At 65.9% G+C, this 16,826-nt stretch carries 12 protein-coding genes; 1 reads left to right on the forward strand and 11 read right to left on the reverse strand.

Annotation, left to right across the window (positions count from 1 at the left end; translation table 11 throughout):
- Positions 1–364 precede the first annotated feature (364 nt).
- From NED98_RS00450 to NED98_RS00470, 5 genes are all read right to left on the reverse strand, one after another.
- The gene (locus NED98_RS00450) at positions 365–730 is read right to left on the reverse strand and encodes a hypothetical protein (RefSeq protein WP_265311413.1); all 366 of its coding nucleotides are present in this window, start codon (positions 728–730) and stop codon (positions 365–367) included.
- Positions 705–2,249, reverse strand: coding sequence for an APC family permease (locus tag NED98_RS00455; protein WP_265311414.1), 1,545 nt, complete (start codon positions 2,247–2,249; stop codon positions 705–707). Before NED98_RS00455 ends, NED98_RS00450 begins: the two co-directional genes overlap by 26 nt.
- An 81-nt stretch (positions 2,250–2,330) precedes the next feature.
- The gene (locus NED98_RS00460) at positions 2,331–4,265 is read right to left on the reverse strand and encodes an NAD(P)-binding protein (RefSeq protein WP_265311415.1); all 1,935 of its coding nucleotides are present in this window, start codon (positions 4,263–4,265) and stop codon (positions 2,331–2,333) included.
- Positions 4,266–4,321: 56 nt separating this feature from the next.
- Complete coding sequence (locus NED98_RS00465; protein WP_265311416.1) at positions 4,322–5,701, reverse strand: glutamine synthetase family protein; 1,380 nt, start codon at positions 5,699–5,701, stop codon at positions 4,322–4,324.
- Between the two features lie 5 nt (positions 5,702–5,706).
- The gene (locus tag NED98_RS00470; RefSeq protein WP_265311417.1) at positions 5,707–7,203 is read right to left on the reverse strand and encodes an aldehyde dehydrogenase; all 1,497 of its coding nucleotides are present in this window, start codon (positions 7,201–7,203) and stop codon (positions 5,707–5,709) included.
- Between the two features lie 134 nt (positions 7,204–7,337).
- On the opposite strand from NED98_RS00470, the gene NED98_RS00475 reads away from it, so the two are divergent.
- Positions 7,338–8,201, forward strand: a complete 864-nt coding sequence (locus NED98_RS00475) for a GntR family transcriptional regulator (RefSeq protein WP_265311418.1) — start codon at positions 7,338–7,340, stop codon at positions 8,199–8,201.
- Positions 8,202–8,286: 85 nt separating this feature from the next.
- On the opposite strand, the gene NED98_RS00480 is transcribed toward NED98_RS00475, so the two are convergent.
- From NED98_RS00480 to gabT, 6 genes are all read right to left on the reverse strand, one after another.
- Positions 8,287–9,669, reverse strand: coding sequence for an aspartate aminotransferase family protein (locus NED98_RS00480; RefSeq protein WP_265311419.1), 1,383 nt, complete (start codon positions 9,667–9,669; stop codon positions 8,287–8,289).
- An 11-nt stretch (positions 9,670–9,680) separates the two neighbouring features.
- Complete coding sequence (locus tag NED98_RS00485) at positions 9,681–10,436, reverse strand: gamma-glutamyl-gamma-aminobutyrate hydrolase family protein (RefSeq protein ID WP_265311420.1); 756 nt, start codon at positions 10,434–10,436, stop codon at positions 9,681–9,683.
- Positions 10,437–10,525: 89 nt separating this feature from the next.
- Complete coding sequence (locus NED98_RS00490; protein ID WP_265311421.1) at positions 10,526–12,466, reverse strand: flavin monoamine oxidase family protein; 1,941 nt, start codon at positions 12,464–12,466, stop codon at positions 10,526–10,528.
- Positions 12,467–12,553: 87 nt separating this feature from the next.
- Entirely contained in the window at positions 12,554–13,666 is a 1,113-nt protein-coding gene (gene ald, locus NED98_RS00495; RefSeq protein WP_265311422.1) for an alanine dehydrogenase, read from the reverse strand.
- A 38-nt stretch (positions 13,667–13,704) separates the two neighbouring features.
- On the reverse strand, positions 13,705–15,165 hold the full coding sequence (locus NED98_RS00500) for an NAD-dependent succinate-semialdehyde dehydrogenase (protein ID WP_265311423.1): 1,461 nt from the start codon (positions 15,163–15,165) through the stop codon (positions 13,705–13,707).
- A complete protein-coding gene (gene gabT / locus NED98_RS00505; protein ID WP_265311424.1) occupies positions 15,162–16,421 on the reverse strand; it encodes a 4-aminobutyrate--2-oxoglutarate transaminase in 1,260 nt (419 codons plus the stop codon). Before gabT ends, NED98_RS00500 begins: the two co-directional genes overlap by 4 nt.
- Positions 16,422–16,826: the final 405 nt, after the last annotated feature.

Below are 16,826 nucleotides of genomic sequence, written 5' to 3' on the forward strand. Positions count from 1 at the left end.
TGAGATAAAGTCAGCAAGCATATTTAGACTCAACCGGAATACTCCACCCGGGCAGAGCCTCAGCGACCGCATTATTCGCTGATTATCTTGATATCGCCCATTTTCTTGAGCGCCGGTGACGGTATCACCGTGCCCATCTGCGGTCAATTAAGATTCAATATTAACGACCGGTTTAACATCGTGTTACTCTGCAACCCTTGCTCTTCCTCGATCCGACATTCCTATTCCTGGAGCTCGATCCGTTCCAGCAATTCAAAAAGTATTTGCCGTTCGCCGTCGCTGAACGAACGAAGCATGCGCCGCTCATGCTGCTCGATGCGTCGGCGACTGTCCTCAAGCGCCGCTGCGCCCGCCGCGGTGACATTCAATTCGAAAGCGCGGCGGTCACTGGCAGACGCCTTGCGCTCGACCAGGTCGCGGTCGATGTGATGCCGAGCCGAGTCAGGCGGCGAAGGTCGGCGATATAGCCGTCGCGCAGCGCAGACGGGGAATCGGGTGGCACGAGAGATACATAGATATTGGTGCGTTCACGAATGATGCGGTTCAACTCACCGTCGCAGCACATACGCACGAACACCGAACACATTCCGGCAAACTGCCGTGTCGATCCAGCAATCATGGCAATCTCCAAAAGATCGACAGGCGTTAGCCGCGGCACATCCCCGCCGGATCCGAACAAGCCGACGATAGCGAAAAATGAAACCTCATACCGGCAAATGATCGAGCCCATGATCCTCGCGGCCGTCCGAAACGCTGGTCGACAGCTTTTCGCCGCGGAAGAATGCCGGTTTCCATATCGCCATCGCCGTCATGATGACGATGCCGATCAGGATGATGCCCATGCCGAGGATGAAGACGAGCCCGATGCCGTGGACCTGCGAGCCGCTGCCGAACGCTGGATCCATGCTGTCGACAATCGTCGTGCAGAACAGCGCCGCCAGCGCGATCCCGCCGAGCAACGGGCAAATCAGCTGGTTGAAGAGATTTGCCGGCGATACGAACCACTGCCGCCTGAAATACCACACCGAGGCAAAGGCCGTCAGGCTGTAGTAGAAACAGATCATGATGCCGAGCGCGGTGATCGTATCCCAAAGCACATGCGCCGATAGGAAACGCATCACCGCATAGAATAGCGACGATATAAACGTCGACGTAAAGATCGCATTACTCGGCGTGCGATATTTGGGATCGATCCGGGTCAGCGCGTCGGGCAGGGCGCCATAATGGCCCATCGCCAATAATGTCCGCGAAGGACTGACGATCGTCGACTGCAGCGAGGCGGCGGAACTGGCCAGGACGCAGATCGAGATAAGGATCGCCGACGTCCCCATGATCGGCGCCGCGAGCGCGAGAAACGCGTTGCGCTGGATTTCGGGATTGCCCAGCCCGAACCGGCCGGTGCCCAGCCCGGCGAAAGCGATCGAGGCGGTGGAGGCGAACACATAGAGCAGCATCGTCGTGACGACCGTCGCCGTCGCGGCGCGCCCCGGCGTGGAGCGCGAGCCCTTGGTCTCCTCGTTCATCGTCAGCGTCACATCCCAGCCCCAGAAGATGAAGATCGAGAGCGACAGCCCCGCCGCCACCGCGCTGAACGTCGGCGCGGCCAGGGGGTTGAACCAGTCGAGGCGAACGGGAAGCGGATCGAACGCCGCGCCCGCGCGGATCTTCACGAACGCTTCCACGGCGAACAGGGTGAGGACGACCACCTGAAAGCCGACCAGGACATATTGGAACGCCTTGGTCACCTCCATGCCGCGATAGGAGATGATCGTCGCCACCCCCATGAACGCCAGACACGTCGCGACGTTGATGAACGGATTGGCGCTCAGCTCGGTCAGATGCGGATTGCGGAAGATCTGCGACAGCATGAGATAGAAGAAGTCCACCGCGATGCCTGCGGTGTTGGAAAGGACCAGGATGGTCGAGGCGACCAGCCCCCAGCCGGCCAACCAGCCGATCCGCGGCCCGAACGCACGGGTCGCCCAGGTGAAGGAGGTCCCGCTGTCCGGCATCGCGCGATTGAGCTCGCGATAGCCGAACGCCACCAGCAGCATCGGCAGGAAGCCGATCAGGATGATGGCGGGTGTCTGCGGCCCGACCTTCGCGACGATCGGCCCCAGTGACGCGGTCAGCGTATAGGCCGGCGCGACGCAGGAGATCCCGATCACCGTCGCGCCGAGCAGACCGATCGAACCGGCGGACAATCCCTTGGCCGACAGGCCGTGACGTTCATCGCTGTAGGTTGCCAATGGCCTGGACTCCCCTGTCGGATCAGCATTTGCGAGAAAACGGGCATCGTCGCGCCGACGCGCGCGGCGGGAATGGCGGGCTCAGGCAAGCAGCTCGCCGACGGCGCGATGGGCCTGGTCGATCGCGCTGTCGGTATAAGCGGCGGCCCCGCTATCCGAATTGGCGATCGCGATGCGGCCGAACCGCGCCCGCCCGATCACATGCGGACGCTGGCCTTCGGGCGTATCCCACGGATCGTAGAGCGGGTTATATTCATAGGCATAGCCGTGCGGCCAGCGATTGACGATGATCGCATCGATATCGCGCGCCGCATCGAACCCGCCCGGCGCCAGCGCCCGGTTAAGCTGATCGCGCATATGGCGCTCGAACGTCTCTAACGAGGTGCCGAGCAACTCCGCCCGACCGGCGCGATGCTGATCACGCTCGGTCGGCAGCCCGGGCGCGACGGGGGTGCGCACGAACGTCACCACCGCGGGCTCGTCCGGGGTGCCGGGATAGGCATAGCCGCCGATCGATTGGGCGGGGGCGAGCGAGAAGGAGGAAAAATAGCCGCCGGGGCAGGAAACCTGCTCGATCCCCAGCGTCGCGAAGGCGCGCCAGTTACGGATCGCGCAGCTCGCATAGACCAGCGGCACCTTGACCAGTTCGTGCAGCGCCGCTTTCTGCGGTTCGGGGAGGTCGGGCACGATATAAGGGATCATCATATTGTATCCCGCCATGACGCAGGCAGCGCCACGCACCCGATAGGCCTTGCCGCCGCGCATATAGACGAGATCAACCCCAGCCCCGGCGTTTGCCGCATGGACCACCGCGCTCGACAGGCGGATGCGCACCGCCGCACCGGGGCGGTCGAGCGCGCGATAGTCGAACGGCGCCGTCACGATATCCTGCGGCGTCGCGCCGGGGGCTGCGCCGGGCACCAGCCGGCGCACGAGCAGCCGCGCGATGCTCGCATTGCCGTCAGGGAAGTGGAAGCTGTACGAGCCGCCGGTCGCGCTATAGCCCGCCGCGGTATTGCCCATCCGCTCGGTCCGGCGGCGATCCAGCCCCATTCCCTGAAACCCGGGAAGCCCGATGCCCCAGCAGTCAAGCGCCGGCTCGGCATCGATGCCGAGCCCCCATTCGCCATGAGTACGCTTCTGATAATAAGGCAGGACGCCGGGATCGGCCTTGACGACGTCCACCAGAAAATCGGCATAGGAAAGGCGCGAAAGCCGATCCATCTTCTGCTCGATCGACAGGCCGGGGAGATAATCCTCGCGCCCCGTTTCGATCCGCACGATATCGCGGCGAACCGCCTCGCTCAGCGGCGCCTGCGCCAGCGCCGCCGCCAATGCCGCCGCATCGGGCGCCCCGCCGCGCCCGCTGCCGCGCGGCATGCGCACGAGCTTGTCGGCGCCGAACGTCTCCTTGTCGAAAAAGGTCGCCGCGCCGAGGCCGAGATCGCGATAGACTTTCGACCGGTCGGCCGACGCCTCCAATGCGTCGGGATCGATCCCGAGATCCTTGATCAGCCCGGCCGCTTGCGGGCTATAGGGGCGCGGGCTGCTGATCAGCATCGTGCCGCCGTTGGTCAGCATCACGCGGCCGCCGACGCGATATTCGTTGCGCTTCGCGTGCCCGCCGAAATCATCGTGGTTGTCGAGGATCAGGATGCGCGCATCGGCGCGGCGCTGACGCCAGAAATAGGCGGCGGAAAGCCCGCTGATCCCCGCCCCCACCACCACCAGGTCATAGTCTTCGCCGGTCGGCGCGGCCGCCGCGACCGGCGTTCCGTCACGCAAGGCATGCGCCTGCTCGAACGAGCCGGGGTGGCTGCCGCGCAGGCCCGTGCGGGTCGGCGGATAATAGCCGGCCGCATCCTGCGATGCGGGCTGCGCCACCGCGCCGGCGGCATGGAGAGGGTCGGCCGCGATCGCCGCGAGCGCCGATGCGGTCATCGCCGCCCCCTGGAGAAAATCCCGGCGCTCGATGCGCCGGTCCATCCCCAGGCGGGCGTCACCCTCCTCGGCCATCATTCTTCCCCTCGTTCCTGATCGGGCGCCTCGGTCGTTGCCGCGCGCTTCTGTTCTTACGCATTTCTGAGATACCAATCGTAGTCGATCGGCGGGATCTCATCGAAGAACCGTGCCTGTTCGGTGCGCTTCACCGCGCTGAACATCCGGACGAAACGCTCGCCGAGATAATCTTTCAGCACCTCGGAACGTTCGAACAGATCGACCGCGGCAAACCAGTTGGTCGGCAGATACTGCCCCGATTCGCGCGCCGCGGCATAGCCGTCGCCGACCACCGCCGCGCCGGGATCGATGCGATTGGCGATCCCGTAATGCGCGCATGCCAGCACCACCGCGAGCGTCAGATGCGGGTTGGCGTCCGCCCCCGCGACGCGGTGCTCGACATGCCGCGTATGCGGCAGCCCCGCGGGGACACGCAGCGAGACCGTGCGGTTGTTGACGCCCCACACCGCGGCCTGCGGCGCATAGGAATTGGCCTTGAAGCGCCGGTAGGAATTGGCGTTCGGCGCGAAGATCGCCATGCCCTCGGGCAGCAATTGCTTCATCCCGCCGATGGCGTGACGCAGCAATTCCGATCCCTCGGGGTTCTCGCTCGCGCAGGCATTGTTGCCCTCGCGATCGTTGAAGCTGACATGGACGTGGAAACCGCTGCCGGCACGATCGGCGAACGGCTTGGCCATGAACGTCGCCTCGCACCCGTGGTTGAGCGCGATCCCCTTGGCGGCGCGCTTGTACATCACCGCTTCGTCGGTGGCGCGCAGCGCGTCGGGGCGGTGCTTGAGCGTCAATTCGAGCTGGCCGGGCGAATATTCCGAGATCACGCCTTCGAGCGGAATCCCCTGCGCGTCGCACACCGCCCACAAATCGCGCAGGAACGGCGCCTGCTCCTCGATCTCGGGCAGGCCATAGACCTGGTGGTGGCGCGGCGGCAGCTTGTTGAAGCGCGACCGCGGCAGCTGGATACCGCCCTCCGCGGTCCGCTCGGCATCGACCAGATAATATTCCAGTTCGCAGGCCGCGACCGGGGTCAGGCCGTCGGCGGCGAAGCGATCGAGCACGCGGCCGAGGACGTGGCGCGGATCGAGATCGTTCGGCGTGCCGTCTAGCTCGTAGAGCGACAGCATCACCTGGCCGACATCCGGCCCGAGCCACGGCGCCGGCACCAAGGTGCCCGGAACAGGCTTGCCCAGCCGATCGGCGTCGCCGTCCTCCCATACCAGCCCGGTCTCCTCGCAATCCTGGCCGGTGATGTCGTTGACGAGGATCGATCCGGGCAGGAAGCGCCCGTAATCGTAGACGTTGCGCATCTCGTGCCGGCGCAACCGCTTGCCGCGCGGCACGCCGCTCAACGCGGTGAACAGCACCTCGAAGAACTGGATATCGGGGTGGGCGGCGAGAAACGCGTCGAGTTCGTCACCGGCGGCTTGATCGGTCATCGTCTTCAGGCATCCCGAATGGTGAAGGTCACGGATTTCAAATCGGCGTATTTATGAAGCGCGTGGAGGCTGCGGTCACGCCCGAAGCCGGATTGCTTGAACCCGCCGAACGGCATCGTGATATCGCATGCGTCCCAGCCGTTGACCCACACCAGCCCGGCATGAAGTGCGCGCGAGACCTTCATCGCGACATCGATATTCGCGGTCCACAACCCGGCGGCCAGCCCGAAGACGGTATCATTGGCGATGCGGATCGCCTCGTCCGCATCGTCGAACGTCAGCACCCCCAGCACCGGGCCGAACACTTCCTCGCGCGCCAGCGTCGAGGTTGGGGTGAGATTGTCGAAGATCGTCGGCTCGAGATAGAAGCCGCCGCTTTCCGCGCGCGCCCGCGCGCCCCCGAGCACCAGTTCGCCGCCCTCCGCGAGGCCTTTCGCGATATAGCGCGTCGCGGTGTCGAGCTGCTCCTTGCTGACCATCGCGCCGAAGCGGGTCGCCGGATCGAGCGGATCGCCGACCTCGATCGCCCGCGCGATCTCGATCACCCGCGCGAGGAAGCTCTCCTTGATCTCCTTCTGCACCAGCAGCCGCGACGCCGCGGTGCACACCTCGCCCTGATTGTAGAATATCCCCCAGACCGCGGCCTGCGCCGCCGCGTCGAGATCGGGGCAATCGGCGAAGACGATCTGCGGCGATTTGCCGCCGAGTTCGAGGCTGACGCGCTTCAAATTGCTCTCGCCCGAGGCAATCATCAGCCGCCGCCCAACCGCGCCCGAGCCGGTGAAGGCGATCATGTCGACATCCATGTGGCGCGACAGGGCCTGTCCCGCGGTCTCACCGAAACCGGTCACGACATTGAACACCCCCGGCGGGATCCCCGCCTCCAACGCGAGTTCCGCGACGCGCATCGCGGTCAGCGGCGATTGCTCGGCGGGTTTCAGCACCACGCTATTGCCCATCGCCAGCGCGGGCGCGACCTTCCACATCGCCATGTGCAGCGGGAAATTCCAAGGTGTGATCGCACCGATCACGCCGAGCGGCTCGTGCACCGCATAGGACAGCTTGCCGCTGTGGTTCGGACCCACTTCGCCGTAGATCTTGTCGAGCGCCTCGCCATACCAGCGGGTCGTGCCGATCGCGAGCGGGACATCGACAGTCAGCGCGTCGGAGATCGGCTTACCGGTATCGAGCGCTTCCATCAGCGCGAGATCCTCGCGATCACGCTCCATCAGCTCGGCCAGCCCGAGCAGCGCCTTCTTCCTCGCCGCAGGCGCCAGCGCCCGCCAGCACCGGTCGCCGAAGGCCGCGCGCGCGGCGCCTACCGCGCGATCGACATCCGCCGCGCCGCAGCTCGGCACGCGGCTGAGGATCGAGCCATCGCGCGGCGTGACATTATCGAAGACCGCGCCGTCGGCCGCCCCGACCAATTGCCCGTCGATGACGCAATGCGCAGGCAGCACGAGTGCGGCGGCGCGCGCCTGAACTTGCGAGAGGCTCTGCATGGGGCATGCATAACTGTGATCACTATATTTGCAAGCGCGATTCTCTCGATTGCCGAAAGTTTTACGCGAGGCCGACGCAAGGAAATTAAAGGACGACCGGCTCGCCCGCTCGCCTGGCGCTCCCGAACCGCAGCTTGGCACGTCGCTTTCACATCAGCCTGCTATCACAGTTTAAAAGGGATCGCCGTGCGGCGGGCCGGCGGCGCACGATCCATTCGGCGAGCAACCGGACGCAAAACAGGCGCTATCCTTCGCACCCGTTTGCCAATAAAGCGTGCCAAGGAGGTCCCTGGCTGATGGACGCTGTTACAAATCCGCTCAAATCACACGACACCAAGGCCGAGAGCGAGACGGCGACCGACTCCCTGCTTCGCTCCAGCGTCTACGAGGAACTGCGATCGCGGATGATCACCGGGAAGATCGTGCCCGGCGTGAGCCTGTCGACCCGCAGCCTCGCGCTGGAGATGGGGGTGAGCCAGATGCCGGTGCGCGACGCTTTGTCGCGGCTGGCGGCCGAAGGCGCGGTGCAGATCAGGTCGAAGCGGCGCATCGAAGTATCGCCGATGACGTCCGAGCGGCTCGACGACATCCTCGACAGCCGGCTCCTGCTCGAACCGGAGGCGGCAGTCTACGCATTGCCCAATATTACACCGGCGATTTTCAAAACCTTGAAAGAGATCGATGCATCGCTCGATCAGGCAATGGAAGACGGCGATGTCGTGCGGTACATGGAATATAACTTTCGTTTTCACTTCACCATCTATCGCGCCAACAACCGCCCGGTGCTCAATCGACTGATCGAGAGCTTATGGCTTCAGTTCGGCCCCTTCATGCGGGTCGTCAACGGCCGCTACGGGACGGCCAATCTCGTCGACCAGCATCGCATGGCGATGGACGCGATTCAGAGCGCCGACGCCGATGCGCTGCGCGATGCGATCGCGGCCGATCTGCGCGACGGCATGGGCCTGCTGATACGCGACACCTTCTCGAAAGCCTGAATTCCCGGCGCGGCGGCGCGGGCGTGAACGAAAAACGCCCGCGCATTGCGCGGGCGTCGAAGCGAACGGCGGTGGCGCGGCGGGATTATCCCAGCGCGGCCAAAGCGGGCGCCGCCTCGTCGAGCGATTTGCCGATAATGTCGACGATGTCGTCGATTTCGCCGTGGGAAATCGTCAGCGGCGGGCTCATGACGAGGCTGTCGCGGACCGCGCGTACCATGAGGCCGTTGGTGATGCAGATGTCGCGCACGATCCGCCCGGCCGGCCCCTCGCTGCCGCCGAAGCGCTGATTGGTTCCCTTCTTGGACACGATCTCCACCGCGCCGATCAGCCCGAGCGACCGCGCTTCGCCGACCAGCGGATGCTCGGCGAGCGCCGCCATGCGCCGCGCCAGATAGGGGCCGGTATCCTCCCGCGTCCGGCGTACGAGATCCTCATTCTCCATGATCTCGATGTTCTTGAGCGCCACCGCGGCGGCGGTGGGGTGGCCCGAATAGGTGTAGCCGTGAACGAAATCGTCGCCGACCGCGCGCAGCACCTCGACGATATGATCAGCAACCCCCACGGCCGAGATCGGCAGATAGCCCGATGACATCCCCTTGGCCATCGACACAAGATCGGGCTTGATGCCGAAATGCTGGAAGCCGAACCACTGGCCGAGCCGGCCGAAACCGCAGATGACGTCGTCGCTGACCAGCAGGATGCCGTATTTGCGGCAGATCGCCTCGACCCGCGGCCAATAGGTTTCGGGGGGAATGATCACCCCGCCGGCGCCCTGCACCGGCTCCCCGATGAACGCCGCGACGCGCTCCGGCCCCACTTCGAGGATCTTCTGCTCGAGCGCATCCGCCGCGGCCTCGCCGAACGCGCGCGGATCTTCGCCGAAACCGTCGTTGAACAGATACGGCTGGCGGATATGCTCGATCCCGGGAACCCACGGCCCGCCCTGGGCATGCATCGCGCGCATCCCGCCGAGGCTCGCCCCGGCGATCGTCGAGCCGTGATAGCCGTTCTCGCGCGCGATGATCACATGCCGTTCGGGCTGCCCCTTCGCCTGCCAGTAGAAGCGCGCCATGCGGATGATCGTGTCGATCGCCTCCGACCCGGAACTGTTGAAGAAGACGTGGCTGAGGTTGCCCCCCAATAGACCCGCGATCTTGCTCGCCAGTTCGATCGTCGGCGGCGATGCCGTTTTGAAGAACGTATTGTAATAAGGCAGTTCGAGCATCTGCTCATAAGCGGCATTGGCCAGTTCCTTGCGCCCGTAGCCGACCTGGACGCACCACAGCCCCGCCATAGCATCGAGGATCGCATTCCCTTCCGCGTCGCGAATATAGCAGCCGTCCGCGCGGGTGATGATCCGCGCGCCGCCGATATCGCGCATCATCCCGTGATCCTGCTGCGCGGCAAGATGATGCTCGACATCGAGACGGCGAAGTTCAGCCACATTATAATTTTTGAGAGCCACTGGACGTATCCTCAGTTGAATTCTTCAAGTTCGCCGCGCAGGGCGCTGCCGAGCAGCCGGAAATATGTTTGCGATTGTGGGCTCGCCTCGGTCTGCCATTCGGGATGCCATTGCACCGCGAGCACCGGCGCGCCGTTCACCCGCGCCGAAAACGCCTCGATCATCCCGTCGGGCGCGGTCGCCTCGACCCGCAAACCGGCGCCGAGTTGGTCGATGCCCTGGAAATGGACCGAATTGACCCACAGGCGATCCTGCCCGATCGCGCGCCGCAGCACGCCGCCCTCGGCCAGCGCGACATCATGGCCGTGCCCGAACATCCCGTCCCAATCGGCATCCGCCGGGGCGTGATGCGGCAGCAGCTCCGCCGCCTTGCTGGTATCGCGGCGCAGCGTGCCGCCGAATGCGACGTTGAGCTCCTGCAACCCGCGACAAATGCCGAACACCGGCTTTTGCAGCGCGAGGCAGGCATCGACCAGATCGCGCGTCATCGTATCGCGTGCGGCGTCGAACGGCCCTTCCGCGTCGACCGCATCGGCCTGCCCGTAAAGCGCGGGCGCGACGTTCGAGGGGCTGCCGGTCAATAACAGCCCGTCGATGCGCGGCGCGACTTCCCGCGCCGTCATCAGCGAGGGCAGCGAGGGAACGAGCAACGCCGCCGCATCCGCATAGGATATCGCCGCCGCTACATAGCGTTCCATCACCGCCTGCGCCCGCTCCTCGCCGATCGTGCGCGTGCAACACACCACGCCGAGCACCGGTCGTTCCATTAAGCCTTTCTCCCGACGGGGCGCGGCGTCGCGCCCCTGTTACACGATCTAACTGTGATCACTGTTTGAGTCAATGACCCGCACAATACTCAACCCAGCAGCTCCGAGACCGCGCGGTGCGCCTGATCCATCGCCACGTCGGTATAGGCGCCGCCGCCCGAATCCGCATTGGCGATTGTGATCGCACCGAAGCGCGCGCGCGCCGCCTTGAGTGGAAGCCCTTCGTCAGGGTCGACCAGCGAATTATATTCGGGCGCATAGCCGTGCGGCCAGCGATTGACCGTGATCCCGACGATATCGCGCGCCGGATCGAACCCGCTTCCGGCCATCGCCCTCGCCATCTGGCTGCGGATGTTGCGCTCGAAGGTTTCGAGCGGGGTGGTGAGCAGATCCATCCGCCCCACCTGATGCTGCTGGCGTTCGGGGAGGCCCGGTTTCGCCGGAGTGCGCGTCATATGGACGAGGATCGGCTCGTCGGGCGAACGCGGGGTCTGATAGCGCCCGATATGCTGCGCCTGCATCAGGCCGAAATCGGTATGATAGCCGCCCGGACACGAGACATTGGCGACGCCCAATTTGGCGAAAGCCTGCCAGTTGCGCAGCGCGACGGTGGTATAGACCAGCGGCGTCTTGATCAGATAATGCAGCGCCGCCTTCTGCGCCTCGGGCAGCTCGGGGCAGATATAGGGGATCATCATGTTCCACGACGCCAGCACGACATGCTTGGCGCGCACGCGATAGGTCTTGCCGAACCGCCGATAGATGACCGCCGCCCCGGTCCGGCCATTGGGGCTGGTGTTGGCCGCATTGACGACGATGCTGGAAAGCCGGATCCGCACCGCATTGCCCGGCCGATCGAGCTGGCCATAATCCGCGCGCGCGGTAACGATGCCTTCCGCGCTATCCGCCGGGATCGCCGCCGGGATCAGATGACGCACCAGCAGCCGCGCGATCGAGGCGTTGCCGTCGGGGAAATGGAATTCGTAGGAACCGCCGGTCGCCGCATAGCCGCCCGGCGTATAGCCCATCCGCGGGGTGGCGCCCGGCGCGAGCTTCAGCCCCTGGAACCCCGAAAGGCCGCTGCCCCAGCAATCGAGCGCCGATACCGCGTCGATCCCGCACCCCCAAAGCCCGTCGGTCTGGTGCTGGTAGAAAGCGATGACGCCCGGATCGGACTTCGCATGCTGCAACAGGAAATCGCGATAGCTGATGCGCGACAGGCGATCCTTCTTCTCGTCCGACGACAGCCCCGGCAGATAATCGGTATCGCCCGTCTCGATATCGAGGATGTCGCGGCGGACCGCCGCCGACAGCGGCGCCTCGGCGAGAAACGCCGCATAACCCTCGCGCGATTTCGGCCCGCGACGACCGCCGGGGCTGCGCACGAGCCTGTCCTCGCCGAAGGTCTCCTTGTCGAAGAATACCCCCGCGCCGAGCCCGAGCCCGCTATACAGATCGTGATCGTCGGACGCCTTGGCCAGCTCTTCGGGGCGTATCCCGAGCGTCTTCATGACCCCGTCCGCCACCGCGCTATAGGGCGTCGGGCTTTCGATCCCCATCGTGCCGCCGTTCATGATCAGCTGGCGGCCGCCGACGGCGAATTCGTTGCGCTTGGCGTGCCCGCCGAAATCGTCGTGATTGTCGAGGATCAGGATGCGCGCGCCCTTGCCCGCGGCTTCGCGGTAGAAATGCGCGGCGGTGAGGCCGCTGATCCCCGCCCCGACCACGACGAGATCATAGACCTCGCCGGTATCGACCGGCTTGCTTCCCACCGCGTCCCCGTCGCGCAGCGCATGCGCATCCTCGAACGAACCGGGGTGGCTGCCGCGCATCCCGGTGAGCGCGGGCGGATAATAGCCGGGACGATCCTGCGCCGCGCGCTCCACCGCCGCGGCCTCGGCGAGTTGCGGCGCGAGCCCCACGGCAAGCGCGGCGATCGGCATGCCTTGCAGGAAATCGCGTCGCTCGATCCTGCGCCCCATGCCGAGATCGCGATCCTCGCCGCGATCCTTTGCGCGCTCGTCGCTCATACGGCTCTCCAAAATCTGTGATCACATTGGTCGGACATCCTTTGGCAAGGGTCCGCTATTGTCAAGCAAGCGGGCGTCCGCACCGGCCTATGCCGCCAGCGCGTCCGGCCGCTTCCACGGCAGGTTGAGGCTGGCGCCGACCGCCTGGTTGAAGACGGTCCCGCGATGCAGGTTGAGCCCGGCGGCGAGCCCCGGATTGCGCCGGATTGCCTCCACCCCGCCGTCGGCGAGCGCGAGCCCGTAAGGCAGCGTCGCGTTGTTGAGCGCGAAGCTCGACGTCAGCGGCACCGCGCCGGGCATGTTGGCCACGCAATAATGCACGATATTATCGACGACATAGGTGGGATCGGCGTGCGTCGTCGCGTGCGAGGTCTCGAAACAGCCACCCTGATCGATCGCGACGTCGACCACCACCGCCCCCGGCTTCATCAGCGACAGCATCGCGCGGGTGACGAGCCGCGGCGCGCTGGCGCCCGCGATCAGCACCGCGCCGATCACTGCATCGGCGTCTGCGATCTCCGATTCCACCGCGTCGATCGTCGAGACGCGGGTGCGCACCCGCCCGCCGAACAATTCGTCGAGTTCGCGCAGCCGGGGAATGAACCGGTCGATCACCGTCACCTCGGCGCCGAGCCCGACCGCCATCCGCGCGGCATGCGTGCCGACGACGCCGCCGCCCAGCACCACGACGCGCGCCGGCCGCACCCCCGGCACCCCGCCGAGCAACAGCCCGCGCCCGCCCGAATGCCGCTTGAGCGCATCGCCCGCCGCCTCGATCGACAGCCGCCCGGCGACCTCGCTCATCGGCGCCAGCAGCGGCAGCGCGCCGCGATCGTCGGTGACCGTTTCATAAGCGACCGCGGTAACCCCCGATTCGAGCAGACCGTTGGCCTGATCGGGATCGGGCGCGAGGTGGAGATAGGTGAACAATATCTGCCCTTCGCGCAGCTGCGACCATTCGGCCGCCTGCGGCTCCTTCACCTTGACGATCATCTCGGCGGTGGCGAAGATCTCCGCCGCGCTATCGACGATGCGCGCGCCGGCGCGCTGGTATTCGGCATCGGACGCGCCGATCCCGGTTCCCGCGCCCTTCTCGATCATCACATCATGGCCGTGCGCGACATATTCGCGCACCGCGAACGGGGTCAGGCCGACGCGATATTCGTGGGTCTTGATTTCCTTGGGCACACCGATGCGCATTGAACCCTCTCCTTGAACGTTTTGATGCCGCGACGCGATCAGGCCGGCGCGATCTCCTGGCAGAGCAATTTGATATCGAGGAATTCGGCGGTCCCGTAATGCGAGCCTTCGCGGCCGAGGCCCGATTCCTTCATCCCGCCGAACGGCGCGACCTCGGTCGAGATCAGCCCGGTGTTGATGCCGACCATGCCGTAATCGAGCGCCTCGCCCATCCGCCAGATCCGGCTGGCATCGCGGGTGTAGAAATAGGCGGCGAGGCCGGCCGAACCGCTGTTGGCATAATCGATCACCTGCGCCTCGCTGTCGAACGGGACGAGCGCGGCGAGCGGGCCGAACGTCTCCTCGCGGCACAGCAGCGCGTCAGGCGAAACGTCGGCCATCACCGTCGGCGCGTAGAAATTCCCGCGATCGCCGATGCGCGCCCCGCCGGTCAGCACCCGCCCGCCGCCGGCACGCGCATCCGCGACATGCCGCTCGACCTTTTCGACCGCCGCCCGGTTGATCAACGGCCCCGCATCGGTCGCGCCGCCCAGCCCCGCGCCGGTGCGCAGCAACGCGACCCGCTCGGCCAGCGCATGCGCGACATCGTCATAGATATCGCGGTGGACGTAGATCCGATTGGCGCAGACGCAGGTCTGCCCGGTGTTACGGAACTTGGCCGCCATCGCCCCCTCGATCGCATTGTCGAGATCGGCGTCGGGAAAGATGATCAGCGGCGCGTTGCCGCCGAGTTCGAGCGAGACGCGCTTGACCGTTCCCGCGCATCGCGCCGCGAGCATCTTGCCCACCGGGGTCGATCCGGTGAAGGTGAATTTGCGCACGCGCGGATCGCCGGTCAGCACCTCGCCGATCGCCGGCGCGTCGCCCGCGACGATGTTGAACACCCCGGCCGGGATGCCCGCTTCGTCCGCCAGCACGGCGAGCGCAAAGGCGGTGAGCGGGGTCAGTTCGGACGGCTTGAGCACGACGGTGCATCCCACCGCCAGCGCCGGCGCGACCTTGCGGGTGATCATCGCCGCGGGGAAATTCCACGGGGTGATCGCGCCGACGATGCCGACCGGCTGCTTGACGACCACCAGCCGCCGCGTCGCGGTCGGCCCGGGAATGACATCGCCGTTGGCGCGCTTGGCCTCCTCGGCGAACCATTCGACGAACGACGCGGCATAAGCGATCTCGCCTTTCGCCTCCGCTAGCGGCTTGCCCTGTTCCGCGGTCAGCAGCCGCGCGAGATCGTCGCCATGCGCGAGGATCAGATCGTGCCAGCGCCTGAGGATCACCGACCGCGCCTTGGCCGGCAGGGCGCGCCACGCCGGGAGCGCCCTTTCCGCGGCATCGACCGCGCGGAGCGCCTCGGCGCGGCCGAGCCGGGCGACCGATGCGATGACGCTGTCGTCGGCGGGGTTGGTCACGTCGAACCGGTCGTCGCGATCGATCCATTGGCCGTCGATATAGCCGGCGCCGCGCAGCAGATCGCGGCGGCCGAGCAGATCGGCGATCATCCCCTGGTCTCCGCCAGCGCTTCACCCAGGATCGCCAGCCCTTCGTCGAGCACGGCGTCGCTCACCGTCAGTGGCACGAGGATGCGGATCGTGCGCCCCTCGACGCCGCAGCTCAGCAGGATCAGCCCGCGCGACAGCGCCGCACCGCACAGCGCCTTGGTCGTCGCGGCGTCGGGAAGATCGAACGCGATCATCGCGCCAAGGCGACGGATGCCGGTGATCGGCGGCGTATCGTTGCGCGCCGCCAGTTGCTCGAGATGACGTTGGGCGATCGCGCCGATCGCCTCGGCACGATCGAGCAGCCGCTCCTCCGCGATCACGTCGAGCACCGCATGCCCCGCCGCGCAGGCGATCGGCGAGCCGGCATAGGTGCCGCCGAGCCCGCCGGGCTCGACGCTGTCCATGATAGCGGCGCGCCCGATCACCCCGGAGAGCGGGAAGCCGCCGCCCATCGATTTGGCCACCGCCATCAGATCGGGCTCGACCCCATAATGTTCGATCGCGAACATCCGCGCGGTGCGCGCGAACCCGGTCTGCACCTCGTCGGCGATCAGCAGGATGCCGTGCCGGTCGCAGATCGCGCGCAATTGCCGGACGAAGTCGACCGGCGCGATGCGGAACCCGCCCTCGCCCTGCACCGGCTCGATGATGATCGCGGCGACATCGTGCGGCGCGATATCCGCCGCGAACAGATCATCGAGCGCGGCAAGGCTCGCCTCGCTCGATATCCCCGCCTCGGCATCGGGGAACGGCGCGTGGAACACCCCCGGCGGCATCACGCCGAATTGCTGCTTGTACGGCGCGACCTTGCCGGTCAGCGCGGAGGCGAAGAGCGTACGGCCGTGGAACCCGCCGCGAAACGCGATCACGCCGCTGCGCCGGGTCGCGGCGCGCGCGATCTTGACCGCATTCTCGGTCGCCTCGGCCCCGGTCGAGAAGAAGATCGTCTTGGCCGCGCCCGACATCGGCGCGAGCGCGTTGAGCCGCTCAGCGAGCGCGACATAAGGCTCATAGGCGACGACCTGGAACGCGGTGTGCGAATAGAGATCGAGCTGGTCGGCCACCGCCGCGACGATCTTCGGGTGGCGATGCCCGACGTTGAGCACCGCGATGCCGCCGACGAAATCGATGAAGCGACGCCCCTCGACATCCCACAATTCGGCATTGGCGGCTTTGCCCGCGAAAACCGGGGTCGCGGTCGCGACCCCGCGCGGCACGGCCGCTTCGCGGCGCTTGAGAAGATCGGCGTTGGTCACTGGCCCTCCGGTCGGATGCTCGCGATGCCGCGTGACGCGGCCGGTGATCCGGCCGGGTTCGGCATCGGTTGTCAGCGCATACTGTGATCACATAATGCAAATCAAGCGTGAAGTGAGCGAGCTTTTCGGGCACCGACGCCTCGTCAGACCCTCGCGACCCCGCCCGCCACCCCCGATGACTTCGCGCATATCTGCCGACAAAATCGCAGAAAAGCGCAGGTTTCGATCGAGTCGGGCCACCTCGCCACAACGCCCCTTTTCGGGCAGTTTGTGATCACAATTGACTTGTGATCACAATTATGTGTCATTATCGTTCGTGCGACCGCCGATTCTTGATGGGGAAGTTGCGTACGCCGGTCGAACAATCGCCGAGCTCAACGAAAAACAGCGATCCGAAGGGGGACT

Source organism: Sphingomonas lycopersici, assembly GCF_026130605.1.
Lineage (GTDB): Bacteria > Pseudomonadota > Alphaproteobacteria > Sphingomonadales > Sphingomonadaceae > Sphingomonas > Sphingomonas lycopersici.